Source organism: Pedobacter sp. BAL39 (assembly GCF_000170795.1).
Lineage (GTDB): Bacteria > Bacteroidota > Bacteroidia > Sphingobacteriales > Sphingobacteriaceae > Pedobacter.
The window spans coordinates 181,366-199,890 of the sequence record NZ_ABCM01000010.1 but is presented as its reverse complement, the minus strand read 5'-3'; the positions used below and the strand labels follow the sequence as shown (position 1 = coordinate 199,890).

At 46.2% G+C, this 18,525-nt stretch carries 14 protein-coding genes; 9 read left to right on the top strand and 5 right to left on the bottom strand.

Going from position 1 to position 18,525, the window contains the following annotated elements; genetic code table 11:
* Nucleotides 1-2 precede the first annotated feature (2 nt).
* The 9 genes from PBAL39_RS14500 to PBAL39_RS14460 all read left to right on the top strand — a co-directional run bounded on the left by PBAL39_RS14500 (nucleotide 3) and on the right by PBAL39_RS14460 (nucleotide 11,289).
* Entirely contained in the window at nucleotides 3-1,934 is a 1,932-nt protein-coding gene (locus PBAL39_RS14500) for a RagB/SusD family nutrient uptake outer membrane protein (RefSeq protein WP_008242754.1), read from the top strand.
* Nucleotides 1,935-1,951: 17 nt separating this feature from the next.
* Nucleotides 1,952-3,130, top strand: a complete 1,179-nt coding sequence (locus PBAL39_RS14495; RefSeq protein ID WP_008242752.1) for a DUF5000 domain-containing lipoprotein — start codon at nucleotides 1,952-1,954, stop codon at nucleotides 3,128-3,130.
* 26 nt (nucleotides 3,131-3,156) lie between these two features.
* Entirely contained in the window at nucleotides 3,157-4,257 is a 1,101-nt protein-coding gene (locus tag PBAL39_RS25180; RefSeq protein ID WP_008242750.1) for a DUF4998 domain-containing protein, read from the top strand.
* A 226-nt stretch (nucleotides 4,258-4,483) separates the two neighbouring features.
* Complete coding sequence (gene acs / locus PBAL39_RS14485; protein WP_008242747.1) at nucleotides 4,484-6,376, top strand: acetate--CoA ligase; 1,893 nt, start codon at nucleotides 4,484-4,486, stop codon at nucleotides 6,374-6,376.
* 64 nt (nucleotides 6,377-6,440) lie between these two features.
* Entirely contained in the window at nucleotides 6,441-6,626 is a 186-nt protein-coding gene (locus PBAL39_RS14480) for a CsbD family protein (RefSeq protein WP_008242740.1), read from the top strand.
* Nucleotides 6,627-6,782: 156 nt separating this feature from the next.
* Nucleotides 6,783-7,562, top strand: coding sequence for a 5'/3'-nucleotidase SurE (surE, locus tag PBAL39_RS14475; RefSeq protein WP_008242738.1), 780 nt, complete (start codon nucleotides 6,783-6,785; stop codon nucleotides 7,560-7,562).
* Nucleotides 7,555-7,821: a hypothetical protein gene (locus PBAL39_RS14470; RefSeq protein ID WP_008242737.1), complete on the top strand. Its 267-nt coding sequence runs from the start codon at nucleotides 7,555-7,557 to the stop codon at nucleotides 7,819-7,821. Before surE ends, PBAL39_RS14470 begins: the two co-directional genes overlap by 8 nt.
* A complete protein-coding gene (gene lpxB, locus PBAL39_RS14465) occupies nucleotides 7,821-8,927 on the top strand; it encodes a lipid-A-disaccharide synthase (protein WP_008242734.1) in 1,107 nt (368 codons plus the stop codon). The genes PBAL39_RS14470 and lpxB overlap by 1 nt, the downstream gene beginning before the upstream one ends.
* A 136-nt stretch (nucleotides 8,928-9,063) precedes the next feature.
* Nucleotides 9,064-11,289, top strand: coding sequence for a GH92 family glycosyl hydrolase (locus PBAL39_RS14460; RefSeq protein ID WP_039866676.1), 2,226 nt, complete (start codon nucleotides 9,064-9,066; stop codon nucleotides 11,287-11,289).
* Nucleotides 11,290-11,466: 177 nt separating this feature from the next.
* On the opposite strand, the gene PBAL39_RS14455 is transcribed toward PBAL39_RS14460, so the two are convergent.
* From PBAL39_RS14455 to PBAL39_RS14435, 5 genes are all read right to left on the bottom strand, one after another.
* Entirely contained in the window at nucleotides 11,467-12,447 is a 981-nt protein-coding gene (locus tag PBAL39_RS14455) for an L-histidine N(alpha)-methyltransferase (RefSeq protein ID WP_008242731.1), read from the bottom strand.
* 21 nt (nucleotides 12,448-12,468) lie between these two features.
* The gene (locus PBAL39_RS14450; protein WP_039866674.1) at nucleotides 12,469-14,040 is read right to left on the bottom strand and encodes an ABC transporter permease/substrate-binding protein; all 1,572 of its coding nucleotides are present in this window, start codon (nucleotides 14,038-14,040) and stop codon (nucleotides 12,469-12,471) included.
* Entirely contained in the window at nucleotides 14,033-15,001 is a 969-nt protein-coding gene (locus PBAL39_RS14445; RefSeq protein ID WP_008242729.1) for an ABC transporter ATP-binding protein, read from the bottom strand. Before PBAL39_RS14445 ends, PBAL39_RS14450 begins: the two co-directional genes overlap by 8 nt.
* Before the next feature lie 140 nt (nucleotides 15,002-15,141).
* Entirely contained in the window at nucleotides 15,142-16,527 is a 1,386-nt protein-coding gene (locus tag PBAL39_RS14440) for a mercuric reductase (protein WP_008242728.1), read from the bottom strand.
* Nucleotides 16,528-16,646: 119 nt separating this feature from the next.
* Entirely contained in the window at nucleotides 16,647-18,350 is a 1,704-nt protein-coding gene (locus PBAL39_RS14435; RefSeq protein WP_008242726.1) for a hypothetical protein, read from the bottom strand.
* Nucleotides 18,351-18,525 lie beyond the last annotated feature (175 nt).

Genomic DNA, 18,525 nt, shown 5'->3' with positions numbered 1-18,525 from the left:
ATATGATGAGTATACAAAATATTAAAAAGGGAAAGTGGATGTTAAAGACATGCTGCCTTATTTTTATAGCTATAACCTTTTCCTGCAAGAACTATCTGGATGTAGTTCCTGATAACATTCCTACCATTGACAATGCATTTGCCATGCGTACGGAAGCAGAAAAATACCTCTATACCTGCTATTCTTATATGCCACGTGATGGTGATGTGTCTTCTGATCCATCCATCCTGAGTGGCGATGAAATGTGGGCCTTCCAGAATTCTGTATTTCCGGAGTTTGACCACCGCATGTTTAATATCGCCAGGGGATTTCAGGCGGCAAACCAGCCAATCGGGGATTTCCACTGGGACAATCTGTACCGCGGACTGCGCGATTGCAACATCTTTCTTGAAAACGTGACCAGGGTCCCTGACCTTACGGAACAGGAACGTAAAGAATGGATCGCTGAAGTGAAGTTTCTTAAAGCTTATTACCATTTTTACCTGGTGCGGATGTACGGCCCGGTTCCTTTGATCAAAGAGAACCTCCCGATAGATGCCGACATCAATACGGTAAGGGTTTCCAGGGATCCTGCTGATGCCTGCTTTGAATACATTGTGCAGCTGCTGGATGAGGCCAAGGATGAACTTCCACTGGCAATAGGGAACCCCGCAAGGATGCTTGGCAGAATTACAAAACCTATCGTTTATGCTTTCAAAGCCAAGGTGCTGGTTACCGCAGCAAGCCCGCTTTTTAATGGAAACGCGGATATGGCATCGTTGAAAAATGATGACGGCACTTCTTTGTTTAACCCTACATTTTCTGCCGCCAAATGGGATGCCGCTGCTGCTGCATGTAAGGTGGCCATCGAGGTCTGCCATCAGGCGGGAAATAAGTTGTATACCTACAGTCCTGCAGTTTCCCTGTTTGATCTGAGCGATACCACTAAAACCCAACTCGGCATCAGGAATGTCTTTACGGAGCGGTGGAACAGTGAAATCATCTGGGCCAACACACAGAGCACCACAGGGCTGATCCAACGTTTATCTGCTGCTAAGGTTGACCACCGCTACCTGGACAATCCAAGGGTCATCGGGGAGCTTTCTCCAACCTTGAAGATTACGGAGATGTTCTACTCTGATAAAGGGGTCCCTACCAATGAAGACCGCACCTGGAATCCGGGAAATCCTACTTTGCGTACCAGCACAACTGAAGATCAGCTGTACATCAGAAAGGATTATGTGACGGCAGCGGCCAACTTCGACCGTGAGCCGCGATTCTACGCCAACCTGGGTTTTGATGGAGGGATCTGGTATGGACAGGGGGCCTACGACGATGCAAAACCACTGAGCCTTTACTTCGTTTCCGGAAGAAAAGGACAGCCCAATGCGAGTAACAGCAGCGACGGAAATTCCGTGACCGGCTATTACATCAAAAAATATCCTCACTTCCAGAATACTCAGGGGAGCGCGGTAAATGACTATACCATTACCAATTATCCATGGCCTGTGATGCGCCTGGCCCAATTGTACCTGCTCTATGCAGAGGCACAGAATGAGGTTTCAGGACCCTCGGCTGAGGTACACGAATATATTGACCTTGTTAGGGAACGTGCAGGTTTAAGAACAGTTAAGTTTTCATGGGATACCTATTCCAGCAGCCCGACGAAATACACGACCAAGGATGGCATGAGAGAGATCATCCGTCAAGAGGAACTTATTGAGCTGGCTTTTGAGGGACAGCGCTTCTGGGACCTGCGCCGTTGGAAAACAGCCATCCAGGAATACAACCGCAAGCCAATAGAAGGATGGGACCTGCAACAAAGTGATCCTGCATTTTACTACCGCCGGAAAGTCCTTTTTGAGCAGAAATTTGGCCTTAAAGATTATTTCTGGCCCATCAGAGATGGCAACATCCTGGTCAACAAAAAGCTTAAACAAAATATTGGCTGGTAAACTAAAAAATAGACATTATGAAAAGATTACAACAGATCATCATGGTATTGCTGCTGGCCCTAGTATGGCTGGGTTGCAAAGAAGAGCCAAGAATAGATCATATCGATGAAAATGCGCCTGCACCCGGACAGGTGAGCAATGTAAAAACCGAAAGTACACCGGGTGGGGCGATTGTCACCTACAGGATTCCTGCGGATGAAAACCTGTCTTACGTAAAAGCGGTGTACGAAATCCAACCCGGGGTTTTTAAGGAAGGCAAGGCCTCTTATTATACGGATACCATTCGCCTGGAAGGATTTGGCGATACGAGGGAGTATAATGTACAATTGTTCAGTGTAGGTAAAAACGAAAAAGCATCCGCTCCGGTCGATGTAAAGGTGACGCCCCTGACGCCGCCGGTTTATGTTTCTTTTAAAGATCTGACACTGGAAGCAGGTTTTGGCGGGGTAAAAATTAAATTCCAAAATGAATACCAGGCCAACCTGGCCATCGTTTTACGGGCAGACACGGTAGGAAATGGAGTGATGCTTCCCGTACAGACCTTCTATACCAAAGCACGCTCGGGATCTTTCTCCGTAAGGGGGCTCTCGCCAACAGAGAAAAACTTCAGTGTCTATCTGAGGGACCGCTGGAACAATAAGTCCGATGAACTTGAAAAAACACTGACACCTTTATTTGAACAGCAGGTACCGAAGCCTTTTACTGCCTTAAGGTTGCCAAATGATGAGCAAATTCCTGTCGAGCCTCAATATCCATTGGAGAAAATGTGGGATGGTGTGATAGATGGAGGAATCTTTGCCTCCAGACACAGTTCGGTACTCCCCCAGTGGTTTACGATAGACCTCAACAGGAGTGTGGTTGTGTCCAGAATGAAGATGCACCAGCGTACACCAAACTATACCTATGGCGGTGGTAACGTGAAAACTTTCGAGTTGTATGGATCAAATAACCCATCTGCCGACGGAAGCTGGGACAACTGGACGTTGTTGAGCAAATTCGAATCTTATAAACCTTCAGGATTGCCTTTAGGGCAGGTAAGTAGCGAAGATTACAACTATGGACATACACTGGGTGAAGATTTTGAGCTGGAAGAAACACCAGCAGCCTACCGCTATTACCGCTTTAAAACGTTGGCGACCTACGGTGGTGGTCCGCAAATTACCATCGCCGAGCTTAGTTTCTGGGGTAAATTTTAATTGATCAACATTATAAAGCGAATCAAATGAAAACAAGATTATATTTTTTATGGATCATCATCACCATATGCGGCTTTGCCCTATCATGTAAGAAGATGGACAGCACCTATGATCAGTATGTGGTTGCGGGTGGCATCACTTATCCTGGCAAGGCAAAATCAGCAGTGGTACGCTCCGGGAATAACCGCGCAACATTAACCTGGTTGAGGGGAACGGATCCACTTGTGGTGAAAGCACGTATTTTCTGGAATAACTTTACGGACTCTGTAGAGGTTGATATCCCGGCAAATCAGGATCAACTGAGTTATACTTTTACTGACCTTGAAGAAGATTTCTACTCCTTCACCATCATTACTTATGATGCAAAGGGAAATACCTCCGTGCCGGTGGAAGTATCGGGAAATGTCTACGGTGATCGCTACCAGAACAGGATTCTTTCCAGACCGGTATCCCTGGCGGCATTGAACAATTCTAATGAACTGTCCATTCAGTGGACAAATGCCGATACCTTATTGGGGGCATTCGCTACTGAAGTCGAGTATACTAATCTCGCAGGAGAAAGTAAGGTCAAGCGGTTCAGGGCAAGGGAGTTGTCATCAGAGATACTCGATTACAAACCTTCTACCAGTTTTAAGTATCGTACCATGTACCTTCCTGATTCACTGGCCATCGACACCTTTTATACTGAATACCTGGTGAATGAAAAATTCGTGCTCGATAAATCGGAGTGGGCTATTGCAGGTTTTGATAACCAGCATGGTGGCGATGAAAATAAGGTCGTGAACATTATCGACGGCGATCCCGGCACGCGCTGGCATGGTCTCGTAGGTGGTGGCGGCTATCCGCATTATTTCACTGTCAACATGGGGGCAACGCGGATCATCAATCAGCTTGGCCTCTGGCGGATGAGAGATGATGTGCGGGCACCGGACCGGATTCAGATATTAACCAGTATGGACAACGTCACCTTTACTGATCAGGGTACCTTCGCCTTTAACCGGCAGATCAATGACGAACAGATTTTTAACCTGCAGACGCTCACAGAAGCGAAGTACTTTAGAGTAGTGGGACTCTCAGGACCCGAAAGCTATATTGTGCTTGGTGAGGTGACCGTCTATGTAAAATAAAGCAAATTACCTCTCCCCAAGGTCGTATCGCCATCCGGTGGTACGGCCTTTTTTTATGCAAAAAACTCCCGACAGCAGTTTTGTCTCATTTTTAGCTGTACGATCGTACAATTGTCGCAGCGATGAAAACCTGAGGCCGAAAACGCTTGTTTAGACCTTTAAACCGGTTTAAATTTTATAAATTAATATGTATGTTTACGCTTACACTCCTAACCAAATTTAAATTATGCAGATAAATTCATTTGAAGCGTATCAGGAAGCTTATAAAATGAGCGTGGACCAGCCTGAACAATTCTGGGCCAATATAGCGGACAAGTTCTACTGGAGAAAGAAATGGGACAATGTCCTTTCCTGGAACTTCTCTGAACCCAACATCAAATGGTTTGAAGGCGGGAAGCTCAACATCACTGAAAACTGCCTTGACCGTCACCTCGAGAAAAATGGCGATAAACCTGCCATCATCTGGGAATCCAACGATCCTGAAAAACCTAGTGTTACCCTTACTTATAAGATTCTTCATGAGCAGGTATGCCGCTTTGCCAACGTTCTTAAAAAGAACGGTGTGGTCAAAGGCGACCGTATTTGTATTTATATGCCAATGGTGCCTGAACTTGCTGTTGCTGTGCTTGCCTGCGCACGCATCGGTGCAGTACACTCGGTGATCTTTGGTGGTTTTTCTGCCAAATCTATTGCCGACAGGATCAATGACTCTGCCTGTAAGCTGGTGCTTACTGCCGACGGCTCTTTCCGTGGTAACAAACAGATCCAGCTGAAGGAAGTGATTGATGATGCACTCATCGGTTGCCCTACGGTGGAAAAGGTAATTGTACTGACCCATACACGTACTCCTGTATCCATGCTGAAAGGCCGCGACTTGTGGTTTGAAGATGAAATCAAACTCGTAGATACCGATTGCCCGGCGGAAGAAATGGATGCTGAAGATATGCTCTTCATTCTGTACACCTCCGGTTCTACAGGTAAACCTAAAGGAGTGGTACACACTGTCGGAGGTTACATGGTTTATGCGGGATATACCTTCCTCAATGCGTTTAACTATCAGCCGGATGAGGTGTTCTTCTGCACGGCAGATATCGGATGGATCACCGGACACTCCTACATCGTTTATGGGCCGCTTTCCCAGGGGGCAACTACGCTGATGTTTGAAGGGGTGCCTACTTACCCTGATGCGTCACGCATGTGGCAGATTGTCGAAAAACATAAAGTGAACATTTTATATACTGCCCCAACAGCAATCCGCTCGCTGATGAGTTTCGGACTGGATCCTTTGAAGGGGTCAAACCTGAGCTCCCTGAGGGTTCTGGGCTCCGTTGGTGAACCCATCAATGAGGAAGCATGGCATTGGTTTGATGAACATGTGGGCAACAGCAATTGTCCTATTGTAGATACCTGGTGGCAAACAGAAACCGGAGGATTGATGATCTCTCCAATTGCTTTTGTTATTCCTTTAAAACCAGCCTGTGCAACCCTTCCATTGCCGGGGGTGCAGCCTATCCTCGTCGATGAGCAGGGCAACGAGATTGAAGGTAACGGTGTCAATGGAAACCTTTGCATCAAATTCCCATGGCCAGGGATGCTCCGTACTACCTATGGTGATCATGAACGCTGTAAACAAACGTACTTCTCTACCTATCCGAATCTTTATTTCACTGGTGATGGTTGTATGAGGGATGAAGATGGGTATTACAAAATCACGGGAAGGGTGGATGATGTGATCAATGTCTCCGGGCACCGCATCGGTACTGCTGAGGTTGAAAATGCCATCAACATGCACGCTGGTGTGGTAGAAAGTGCTGTCGTTGGTTATCCGCATGAGGTGAAAGGTCAGGGCATTTATGCTTTTGTGATCTTCCCTAACCTGCACAATGAAGCAGACCTGACCAAGAAAGACATTCTGCAGACAGTTACACGGGTGATTGGTGCCATCGCTAAACCGGATAAAATCCTTTTTGTAACCGGATTGCCGAAAACCAGGTCCGGCAAAATTATGCGCAGGATCCTGAGGAAGATCGCAGAAGGGGACACCTCCAACCTTGGTGACATCTCTACTTTATTGGACCCGGGAGTGGTTGAGGAAATCATTGACAAGTCAAAATCTTAAACAATTTCCGCATTAGTCTGTTTATCTAATATCTATAACATGTTAAACATAAAACGAAAAGATCATGGATAAGTTAGAATTAAAAGGAAAATGGAACGAGATAAAAGGTAAAGTGAAACAAGCCTATGGAGATCTTACCGACGATGATTTGAAATACGAAGAAGGAAAAGACGATGAACTGTACGGAAAATTACAACAGAAAACTGGAAAAACCCGCGACGAGCTGGTGGACTGGATTAAATCTTTGTAAATCAGTAAACTGACTATTTTAAGTCGATAATAATTTAGAAACAGGCATCCTTTTCAGGGTGCCTGTTTTCATTTGAGGCCTATTTTTACTGCTGTGTTGTGGTTCATTTTCATGTTCTTCGGGCCCATTAAAAGTAAATCTCGTATTTTTACGTCTATGAAACAGCAAAAGTCGAAACCGAATATATTGGTCGTTAATGATGACGGCATCACTGCACCAGGAATCAAAAATCTGATCGAAGTGATGAAAGAAATAGGGAACGTAGTCGTGGTGGCACCTGATGGCCCCCAGTCTGGTATGGGACATGCCATCACCATTGGCAAGCCGCTGCGCTTCGACCGTGTTGACCTTTACGAGGGGGTGGAGATGTACAAATGTTCCGGTACGCCGGTCGACTGTGTGAAGCTGGCGGTGAATAAGATTTTTAAAGGTAAAAAGCCCGATCTCTGTGTTTCAGGGATCAATCATGGACTGAACAACTCCATCAATGTAATCTATTCAGGAACGATGTCTGCAGCTGTGGAGGGTGCGATTGAGAACATTCCTTCTATTGGATTCTCTCTGGATGACTTTACACAGGAAGCAGATTTCAGTCACACTAAACCATTTGTGAAAGCGATCTCCCTGCAGGTGCTCGAACATGGCCTTCCGCCGGCTACATTGCTGAATGTAAATTTTCCGAATGGTGCAGACCTGAAGGGGATCAAAGTGTGCCGACAGGCCAATGCAAAATGGGCGGAGGAGTTTGATGAGCGTAAAGATCCGCACGGACGTCCTTATTACTGGTTAACTGGTGTTTTTCAGAACAACGACAAAGGCGAAGATACTGATGTATGGGCGCTGGATCACGGTTACGTATCAGTGGTACCTGTGCAGTTTGACCTGACCGCACATCATGCGATTCCTGTACTTAACACCTGGACATTTAATGTTTAAGCGGGTTCAGGATGCTGTATTTATTGGCCTGGCCGCTGGAATTGCAATTCCGGGTGTGCTGGTCAGTATCGTATGGTACCTCATGCATAAATTTTCTTTTTTGTCGAAGGCGGATCTTCTGCTGATCGCCTGCATCGCCGTAAACCTCCTGCTGCTGAAACATGCTTTCGGCCTCAATAAGGAACGGCTTGGGCGGGGGATCATCAGCGCTACGTTCATCTGGGCCTTTCTTTTCTTTTTTTATAAAATCAATCAATAATGAGATATTACCTTGTAGCCGGAGAAGCTTCGGGCGATTTGCATGGTGCCAACCTGATGAAAGCACTGAAAACAGAAGATGCAAATGCAGATTTCCGCTACTATGGTGGGGATAAGATGCAGGGCGAAGGGGGAGTGTTGAAAAAGCATTATGCAGAGATGGCCTTTATGGGCTTCACAGAGGTGCTGCTAAACCTTCGTACCATCCTGCGCAACATGAAGGCCTGCAAGCAGGACATCCTCAGCTATCAGCCCGACGTGCTGATCCTGATTGATTTTCCGGGTTTCAACCTCAAGATTGCAGAGTTTGCAAAAAAACAAGGGATCAAAGTGTACTATTACATCTCCCCAAAGGTATGGGCATGGAACCAGAAACGCGTGTTGAAGATCAAAAGGATCGTAGACCAGATGTTTTGTATCCTGCCTTTTGAGGTCGATTTCTACAAATCCTGGGGCATGGATGTTGATTATGTCGGCAACCCGCTGCTGGATGAAAAGGCCCTGTTCAAAGCGGATCCTGGATTTAGGGAAAAGTACCGGCTCGATAAGGATGTCGTTGCCCTGCTTCCCGGCAGTCGCAGGCAGGAGATTGAGCGGCTGCTGCCGGATATGCTCAGCGTAGTGTCCAGCTTTCCCGACCATCAGTTTGTCATTGCTGCGGCACCTACGTTCGACCATGCCTATTATCAGCAGTTTATGGGTACAGCAAATGTGACGCTGGTTTTCGGGGAAACTTATCAGCTGCTGCATATTGCCCGTGCGGCCATTGTGGCATCGGGAACAGCCACCCTGGAAACGGCACTTTTTCATGTGCCTCAGGTGGTGGTATATAAAGGAGGGGCGATCTCCATTGCCATTGCCCGCATGCTGGTGAAAATCCGGTTCATCTCCCTGGTGAACCTGATCATGGATAAGCAGGTGGTGCGGGAACTCATTCAGCAAGATTGCAACCCAGGTAACATTACAAGTACATTGAAGGGGCTGGTTGAAGGTGAGGAACGTAGTATCATGCTGCAGGACTACGAGGACTTGTCGGCAAAAATGGGCTTGCCAGGGGCATCTGAGCGCACAGCGCAACTGATCAGCAAATATTTAAGGAAAGCCTGATCGCCACTGTTTTTCTGGATTTCTTTATCAGGATGGGCGCTTAATATGCAGCTATGTTTTGAAAAATGAGCTTAATTCCTTTACTTGGTTGATAAAACGTATTAGTGACATTTAGGTTGCAACGTAATCATGAATTATGCGTAAAGAATTAAAAGTGCTATTGGGATCGGCATTGTGCTGCATGCTGATCCACACTGCAAAGGCACAAAATGGTGCTCAAAAGAAAAATGCCATCGACTATGTGGATCCGACAATCGGGGCGGTAGGTCTCATCCTTGAACCTACCCGTCCGGCAGTACATCTTCCAAACAGTATGGTGCGGGTATTTCCTGCCCGTAAAGACCAGCTGGACGACCAGATCAGCTATTTTCCACTCACCATCTCCTCCCACAGGCAGCCCTGGTTATTCGGCCTGATGCCTTTCAGCGGGACTGTTGATGAGGGGAGCTGGGATAAGAAATTCACCTCCGACCTGGAGAAGATCAGCCCAAGTAAATACAGTGTGAGGTTGGAAGATGATGGGACGACCATCGCATTCAGCCCCTCAGCACGAAGCGGGATTTTTAAATTTGTCTTCGGGGCTAAAGAAGACCATTACCTCCGTATGCAGATCCTGAACAGTGGTTCCATCACCTTAGATGGCAAAAGAACCCTTTCGGGTACCGAAGAGTTTAACGGCATGAAAGCTTATTTTTATGCAGAAACGGATCAGGACATCAGCGCTGCGAGTTATCAGGGGAATGAAAAAAAGAAAACCTTGCTGAAACTGGCCGCAAATGCATCCTCAGTCTCTTTTAAATATGGGGTTTCTTTTGTCAGCATTGAGCAGGCAAAGATGAACCTTGAAAAGGAAATCTCCGGCTGGGACCTTGAAAAGGTAAAAGCACAGGCGGACCTGGCATGGAACAAGGCCTTATCGAAAATCAATGTCGACGGTGGTACTGAGGCACAGAAAAGGGTGTTTTACACCTCTCTATACCGTTCTTATGAGCGCATGGTAGACATCAGCGAGTACGGCAAATATTATAGTGCTTATGACCACCAGGTGCACAAATCTGACAAGCCTTTCTTTGTAGATAACTGGCTTTGGGATACTTACATCGCCCTGGAACCACTGCAGACCATCTTAAATCCTAAACAGCAGGCGGAGAAGATCAGCTCTTATGTGGCCATGTATGAGCAGGGTGGCTGGATGCCTTCATTTGCGCTTGCATTTGGCGACAACCCATGTATGACTGGTAACCACGCTGCGGCATGGATGCTGGATGCCTGGGTGAAAGGGGTGCGTAACTTTGATGTGAAAAAGGCTTATGAAGGATTGAAAAAGAATTCTTTGGAAGGAACGCTATTGCCATGGAGAAATGGCGCGGCAACATCGCTGGATGAGTTCTATACCAAAAATGGATACATGCCTTCGTTAAAGATTGGTGAGGAGGAAACAGTGAAGGAAGTGCACGACTTTGAAAAACGACAAGCGGTATCTGTAACGCTGGAAAATAGCTTTGACGACTGGTGTCTGGCACAGCTTGCACCAATCGCTGGTAAAAAAGCCGATGTTCCTGTGTTCATGAAACGTGCTGCATTTTATAAAAACGTATTCCGTGAGGACAAAGGGTTTGTCTGGCCAAAAGATGCGGATGGCAACTGGATTGAGCCTTTTGATCCTAAGTTTTCCGGCGGACAAGGGGGAAGATTGTATTTCACTGAAAACAATGCCTATACCTATAACTGGGATGTAAAGCATGACCTCAGCGGTCTTTTCAAGCTGATGGGCGGAAAGAAAAAAGCAGAGGAAAAACTGGATAACCTTTTCCAGGAAAGCCTGGGCCGAAGCAAATACAACCTGTGGTATACCTTCCCCGATGCAACGGGAATGGTGGGCCAGTTTGTAATGGGCAACGAACCCAGCTTCCATATTCCTTACATTTACAATTACCTCGGCGCACCATGGAAAACGCAAAAGCGTATCAGAATGCTGATGGATACCTGGTATACGGACAACCTGTTCGGGATCCCCGGCGATGAAGATGGGGGTGGGATGACTGCCTTTGTGGTGTTCTCTATGATGGGCTTCTTCCCGGTTACGCCAGGAGTGCCTGTATACAGTATTGGTAGCCCCGTATTTGAAAATATCAGTGTCAAACTGGATAATGGAAAGACATTCACCCTGGTTGCCAAAGGAAATTCTTCAGACAACAAATATGTGCAGAGTGCTAAGCTGAATGGTAAAGTGCTGAACAAATCATGGTTTACGCATGATGAGCTCCTTGCAGGCGGAACGCTGGAGCTGACCATGGGTGATGCGCCCAATAAAAGCTGGGGTGCTGCCGATGAGTTGCTGCCGCCATCATCAATGAATTAATAATATATGCTACTTGTGTAATGTTCGTCTTGCGGATGTTACACAAGTGGTTTTTGATTTGATAAACTGGCCATTTGATCCATTTTCCCGGCGGAAATATAACCCCAGCGGGCAAGATCATGAATGACCTGGATGGGGTTCAGATTCCTAAATGTAGTCATAAAATAGCGTTGATGGTTACCTCATTTTCCAGATGGAGTCAACGAACATTTTGCCGCTGTCGAAGAAGTTTTTAACCTGTGTAAATTCCAGTCCTGACATCAGCTGGTTGATTTCCTGCAAGGAGTACTTCTGCGAAATCTCCATGTAGATGTATTCATTTTTGAGGAAGCTGACTGATTCTGTATCACCAAGTCTGACCACCTGGTCTTTCAGGCTGATCAGGTAGCTTTTGCAGGCACCTGATTCAGGGTCATAGCTGGCATAATGATCAAAGTTCTCCGTTTCAAAGTCGCCGCCAAGTTCCCTGTTTATGCGGTGCAGCAGGTTGATGTTGAACGATTTGGTGATTCCCTGTTTGTCGCTGTAGGCGGCGAGGATCTGATGGGGATTTTTCTTCAGGTCGAAACCGATAATCAGCAGGTCATCCGGTGCGAGATAGCTTTTCAATTTCGTACAGAAAGCGCGGGCTTCAGTAACGGTCATGTTGCCGATGTTGGCCCCCATGAACAGTACCACCTTCCTGCGATCAGATATTTCCGAAGCCCTGTTGAGCATATCGAAATAGTCGCCATTTAAGCCGGTAATGTTTAGGTCAGGAAGTGCCTGGGGAAGCTTTGTTTCCAGGTTTCTGATTACATTCTCAGAGATGTCTATCGGCATGTAGCGAAAATCCTGACCTTCTCCAATGAGTTGTTTCAGGAGGTGGATAGACTTCGTCGCGTCACCTGCACCGAGTTCAATCAGGTCGAAAGGGCTTTTGTTGAGTGCAATTGTTTTACTGATCTCTGCGGCTTGTTCTTTGAGAATTTCCATCTCACAGTCCGTCAGGTAATATTCGTCCATGGCCATGATCTGCTGAAAGATCTGATCTCCCTGCTGGTCATAAAAATATTTCGAACTCATCGACTTGGGGCTTGATTTCAGTCCCTTGATGACATCGCTATAAAATTTTTGGGTGGAGGAGAGCATCTTATTTTTAGTAAGGACGTTGTTCATGTTGGGAAGTTTTGTCGGCCGCTATTCTTTGTCTAAGTAGTTCTTAAGATCAGTTATCGTATTAACATTTAGCTCGGCTGATTGTTTTTTTCTCATCATCAAAGCATAAGAATTGTTAAACCCAATTGGTTGTAACCACTGTATATCAAACTTTTGAAGGAAAGCCTGCTTCACGTATTGGTAAGTATCTTCTTTATTGGCAGCTAGTTTTTTTGCGAGCTGCGGTGCAGGCTGTAGCAGGACCAGTAGGCCTGTGCCGGTGTACTCAGGATAGAGGTCGATCTGGTCATTGACTAGTGCGTCGAAGCATATTTTTGTGCCACCAAGGCCAGTTTTTGTAGCAACATCATAATCCGTATAACCTTTGATCAGCATGCTGTACATTGCTGCAAGGATGTATTGCTCGCCAAATATTTTTGAACCTATACGCACGGTACCTTGTTTACCATTTCGGCTGGGTTTTAACAGCTGGTGTGCTGCAAGGAAATCCTTCGCTACCTTTTCAGGAGTCTGATGCAGATAGTCCGTTTTATAGTTAAGGTCGGTCATGATGGAATCCGGGATTTTACCTGCAAGCATGTTAAGTACCTTTTCCAGTTCAGGGAATTTTTTCATTGCTGAAGTTCTGACAATCGGAGCTGCGTAATAAGGCGGAAAGATAGACTTGTCATCTTCCAGGATTTTGAGGTCGAAAGCTTTGAGCCTGCCGTCGGTGGAGTATCCGCTGATGACATCCAGTTCTTTGGCGTAGGCTGCTTTGTACATGACGGCATCACTGATGACGGTGGTATGGATTTTTAGTCCGTATGTATCGCGCAAGCCAATGTCGCCATCCTGCCTTCCCATAAACTCCGGTGTAAAGCCAGCAACAAGCCTGGATCCGTAGGCGGAAGGGATGAGGTAAAAGGTGCTCAGGCCGACGACGAACAACGGTAAGATATAGACTGCCATTTTTAGTCTTCTGAAGCTCATGTGTTGAACCAGGGATAGCAAAAGGTCGAGCACAATCGCCAGCAGTGCCGCAGGAATGGCGCCTGCGAGGATCATATTGGTGTTGTTTAGTGAGATGCCGCCAAAAATGAACTCTCCAAGTCCGCCCGCTGCGATGTAGGAAGCCAGTGTGGCTACGCCGACATTGATGACCGTTGCCGTGCGGATTCCCGCCAGGATGACGGGCATTGCAAGGGGCAGCTCGACCCTTACGAGTATTTGTTGCCTGCTCATGCCCATTGCACGTGCTGCTTCCCTCACATGCGGATCAATGCCGATGATGCCGGTGTAGGTGTTGCGGATGATGGGCAGCAGCGCATAAATCAACAGGGCAACGATGGCAGGTTTTGCACCGATACCAATTAAGGGGATCATAAACCCAAGCAGGGCGATGCTGGGGATGGTTTGCAATACCCCTGCAAATCCCAATACGCTGCCTGATAATTTTCTTTTTCTGGCGATGAGGATACCCAATGGGAGTCCAATCAGGAGGGCGAAGATCAGCGAGATGAAGGTTAGGCCGACATGCTGCAGCGTTTGGGTAAGCAGCTTGTCAGACTCCTGCAACATAAAGGCGAGTAAAGACTGCTGTGGCTCATTCATGGCGGACTGCTTTTTGATATTGGGTAAAACCATCCATCAGCGCGGTAAAGCTGACTTTATTCGTCTGCGCATTAGCTTTTGCCAGCTCTAGTGCGGTCCATACGGAGGTATTGCCTGGCAGTCCCAAAGTACGGTGCAACTCCTCTTCAGGAGCATCTGGTTGATCGCGCTGTATCCCCGTCTGTTTTGCCCGCATGTAGGGCCAGATGTCCTTAAGTGTGCTTACCCGAAATTCCAGTGCCAAACGTTGTCCGTCCAGGAACTTTCTGCTGAAGTCGTTTGCGGGTTGGTGAAGCAGCGCTGAAGGTGTTCCAATCTGCATGATTTTTCCTTTATCCATCAGGCATATGCGATCTGCCAGTTCAAAGGCTTCCTGGACATCGTGGGTGACCATGATGATGGTTTTTCGCAACAGTTCGTCCAGTTGTTTGAATTCGGCCTGGATGCTCGATCTTGTTACATTATCAAGTGCACCGAAAGGCTCATCCATCAATAACAGTGGCGGATCGGCGACCAGCGCCCGTGCCAGACCCACACGTTGCATCTGTCCTCCACTCAACTCAGCGGGAAATCTGTCCAGAAGCTCCTCAGGGAGATGTAGTTTTTTCATCAGCTCCATTACCCTGGGTCTTGTTTTGTTAGTGTCCCATTTCAGCAGCTTAGGCACTGTAGCAATGTTCTCATAAATGGTGTAATGCGGGAAAAGACCAATATTCTGCATCACGTAACCGATGCTGCGGCGGAGTGTTTCCGGGTTTTCCTGTTGGATGTCTTTTCCTTTGATACTGATGGCACCGTTATCGGGATTGATCAGTCTGTTGATCATTTTGAGCGTAGTGGTTTTTCCACATCCACTGGTACCGAGTAGCACGAGGTTTTCACCTTCATTCACACTGAAGGATACGCCATCTACCGCTTTGGCACTCCCAAAGTATTTGCTGACGTTTGATAGCTCAATCATTCGTTATTGCCGGTTTCGTTGCTTTCATATTTAATGTATGTTCCTGGGGTGTCATTGATGTGTTTCTTTGACTTTCCTTTGATGGTTTTTGTTTTTTTAAGTCAGTGGAACCCGTGATACAAGGTAAGCAAATATCATTGTTACTCTTCAATAGTCATAAAGAGATTGTTCAATGATTCAGAGAAGGTGGGGTGGGCAAATATGCAATACCTGATCCTGTCATAGGTGATCCCTCCAATCATAGCCATCTGCAGCACAGACATGACCTCACCACCTTCGGTACCCAATATAGCAGCACCGAGAATTTTTTTGCTGTCGGCATCTACAATAGCCTTCATCAAGCCTTTTGTTTCGCCCGTTTCAATGCCCCTGGCTACATTGGCCATTGGCAATGTGGCGACCTTGAAGTTAAGACCTTTTTCTTTAGCTTCTCTTTCTGATAAACCTATGCGCCCCAGCTGCGGATCGGTAAACATACAATAGGGGATGGGCCGGTCGGCGGTTGTGTAGTTTGCACCTTCAAGCAGGTTACGGTAAACAATGGTGTAGTCGTTATAGGAAACGTGGGTGAATGCTGGGCCTCCTTTGACATCACCAAGAGCATACACGCCGGAGATATTGGTTTCCAGTTTATCGTCGACCAGGATGTGCCCCTTGTCGTCCGTTTTGATACCTGCCTTTTGCAGTCCCAGCTGGTCGGTCTGCGGGCTTCGTCCTACTGCGACGAGCAGGTGACTGGAGCTGATCTGTAGCTTTTTGCCCTTGATGGAGATGCTGGTGATGATGTTTCCTTTGTCATCAAGTTCAAACTGATCTGTTGTGACATCATTGAGGATGTCAATTTTCTCGTCCTGCAGGAATTTGGTGACCTCCTCAGCAATGTCTTCATCTTCTTTGCTGAGCAACCGGGATGACTTTTCAAGGATGGTCACCTTGCTGCCAAAGCGGCTGAACATCTGGCCAAATTCCAATCCGATGTAATTGCCGCCAAGGATGACCAGGTGCTCAGGAACTTCTTCCAGCTCCATGATGCTGGTGGAGCTGAGGTAATCTATTCCGTCCAGTCCGTCGATCTCCGGGATAACTGTCTTTGCACCGGTATTGATGAAGATCCAATCAGCGCTTACGGTTTCTTCTCCTCCTTTATTCAATTGAATGGTTAACGTTTTCTCCTCGGTAAAAACGGCTTCTCCATAAATGAGTTCAAGGCCCTTGGTCTCTTCTATTCCTTTCTCACTGGAACCTCTGAAGGATTTTACGATTTTATCTTTCCGCTGTTTGATCTTCGGCAGGTTTACTTTAACGTCAGAAACTTCTACGCCAAGCGCTGCTGCTGACCTGGCCTGATGCGCTGCACGGGCGGAGGCAATCATTGCTTTTGTGGGCGTACAGCCGTCGTTGATACAGGTACCTCCAACAATTCTCTTTTCGATGATCAGTGTTTTTTTTCCTCCTTCAGCAAGCTTTTTCGCCAATGGCGTACCCGCCTGTCCGGCCCCGATGACTATCGCGTCGAAATGTCTCATAAATTGATCTTTTGATGTAGGACTATAACAAGGAGCATTATCAAAGGTTTGAAAAGCGGCCTAGGTTTTCAAACCTCTGATGAGATCATTTTGGTAATTTCTTTCGATTCCGGCTGTAGTTATTTGGTCTTTTGCGGGATCTCGAATTCAAATGCTATTTCCGTTTCCAATCCTTTCTTTTCAATATACCTGATAATGATAGAGGCTGGTTTCTCTTTGAATTTAATGTTCAGTTGTTTCGCAGAATCTGTTTCGTTTTCCGGATAGCTGAGCGCAATGGAATTCTTTTTGTCTGAGGCCTTAAATGCATAAATTTCAGCGACATTGTTAAACTCTTCGGCGCCTCTGACGAATGTAAATGTCAAACCATCAGCAGAAGTGGTGATGCTTTTGGGCAGGTTGCCCACTTTAAACTCCCTGTCTGTGTAATGAGGTACTTTTAATTCAATTTTACCTGTGATTTTTGTCGGTTGATTGAGCGGCGTTTTGAAGTGTATGGCCTTTACATTATTCGGCGCATTGTCTGACCAGCCAAACTCAAAGAAACTGTTTGAGCTTTCGGTATTTTCGACGTTAACGGAGTCCTTGGCATTGAAAATCATGAGGTCATTAAAGTACATCTTCGTTTCCATGCTGTTGTATGTTTTTGGCAGAGAGGCGTAGATCTGGAACTGCTGGTTCTCATTGCCAACTGAGGTCAATGCTGCAAATCCAACTTTTAATATTTTACCGGCATCTTCCTTTGTGAGATTCTGGATCGGTAAAAACTGCACTTTGATCATTTTCGGGCCTTTGCGTTCTTGCCTTGCTTCAGGAACCTTATGACCAAGGTCGATGGTTTCAATATGGCCTTTAGCAGATCTGAGAAAGAATTCTACTTTTTCAATTTTGCCACTTGTTTTGATGTTAACGATGTCGATGGGATTAAATTTATGTAGGGAATCCATATCCTCCTCCTTGTAGCGGTACATCATGTCTCTGTATTGTGAGGCCAGTTCAGGATAAGGCATGTCATGATTCCTGTACCACAGGTAATGTCTGAAATCATTGATTCGGCCGTCACTCAGCAATGTTTCCCCGGTTTCATCAGTCGCACTGATGCTCAGTCGCGAAGCTTTTGAAGTGATCAGGTTACTGTCAGCCCTAACGTGTTGCGTGTTTGGACTTTCCAGGGTTTCGCTGGAAAAGAGGTAATTTCCATAACCAATAGCCGTACTTTCCGGTTCGTTTTTATTTTCACTGTAGTCCTTTTTATCCACTCCGTCATAGGTGTAATCGTAACTGCGTCTGATCCCATTGTTCTTAACAAGAAGTGTGGCCCCATCGTTTGTCATATCCAGCAGCGTGACTTCTGCACTGTCTTTTTCAATGGTTTTACCGATTTCATTTCTGCCTAATGAAAATTTATAGAAAGTATCCGGTACGAATACCGATAGGGTTACCTGTACGGAGCCGTCTTTCTGTGGCTGGAACTTATATTCATGAGGGTACTGTAGCTCGTCGCCTTCAAAATAAGGTTCATAATTGGAGCCTTCAGCGATCAGCTTAAATGTGTTTTTTAAGTTGTTTTTGAAAGTATTGATGTTAAACGCACTGTCGCTATATGCCGGTGCCTCTGTAGTGGTACTGTAAAAGTCTGCGTTTCTGTAGTATCCTGTGAAATGGTAGGTGTCTTCAAGCTTGGCATAGTCCAGGAATACTTTCTGCTGCTCTGTTAATCCTTTTTTGCAGGAAGCGGAAATCAAAAGAATGGCAAGGATCAGCAAGGGGACGCCGGCAGTCCTTGTCGGGAAGTTCTCTTTTTTTACGGAGCAGTTTTTCATAGCGGTCGTTTATGTTTAGATGATGTTTTCTTTCTTTCTTTCTTGAGGATTGCCCTATCTATTGGAACATCTAACCCTCATTTTTTTGTTCTTAAGAGGATTTGTGCTCAATATCTTCGTTATCACTTAAATGGTGATCCCAATTCCTGTAGTGGTCTTAATCTTTTACAAGAAT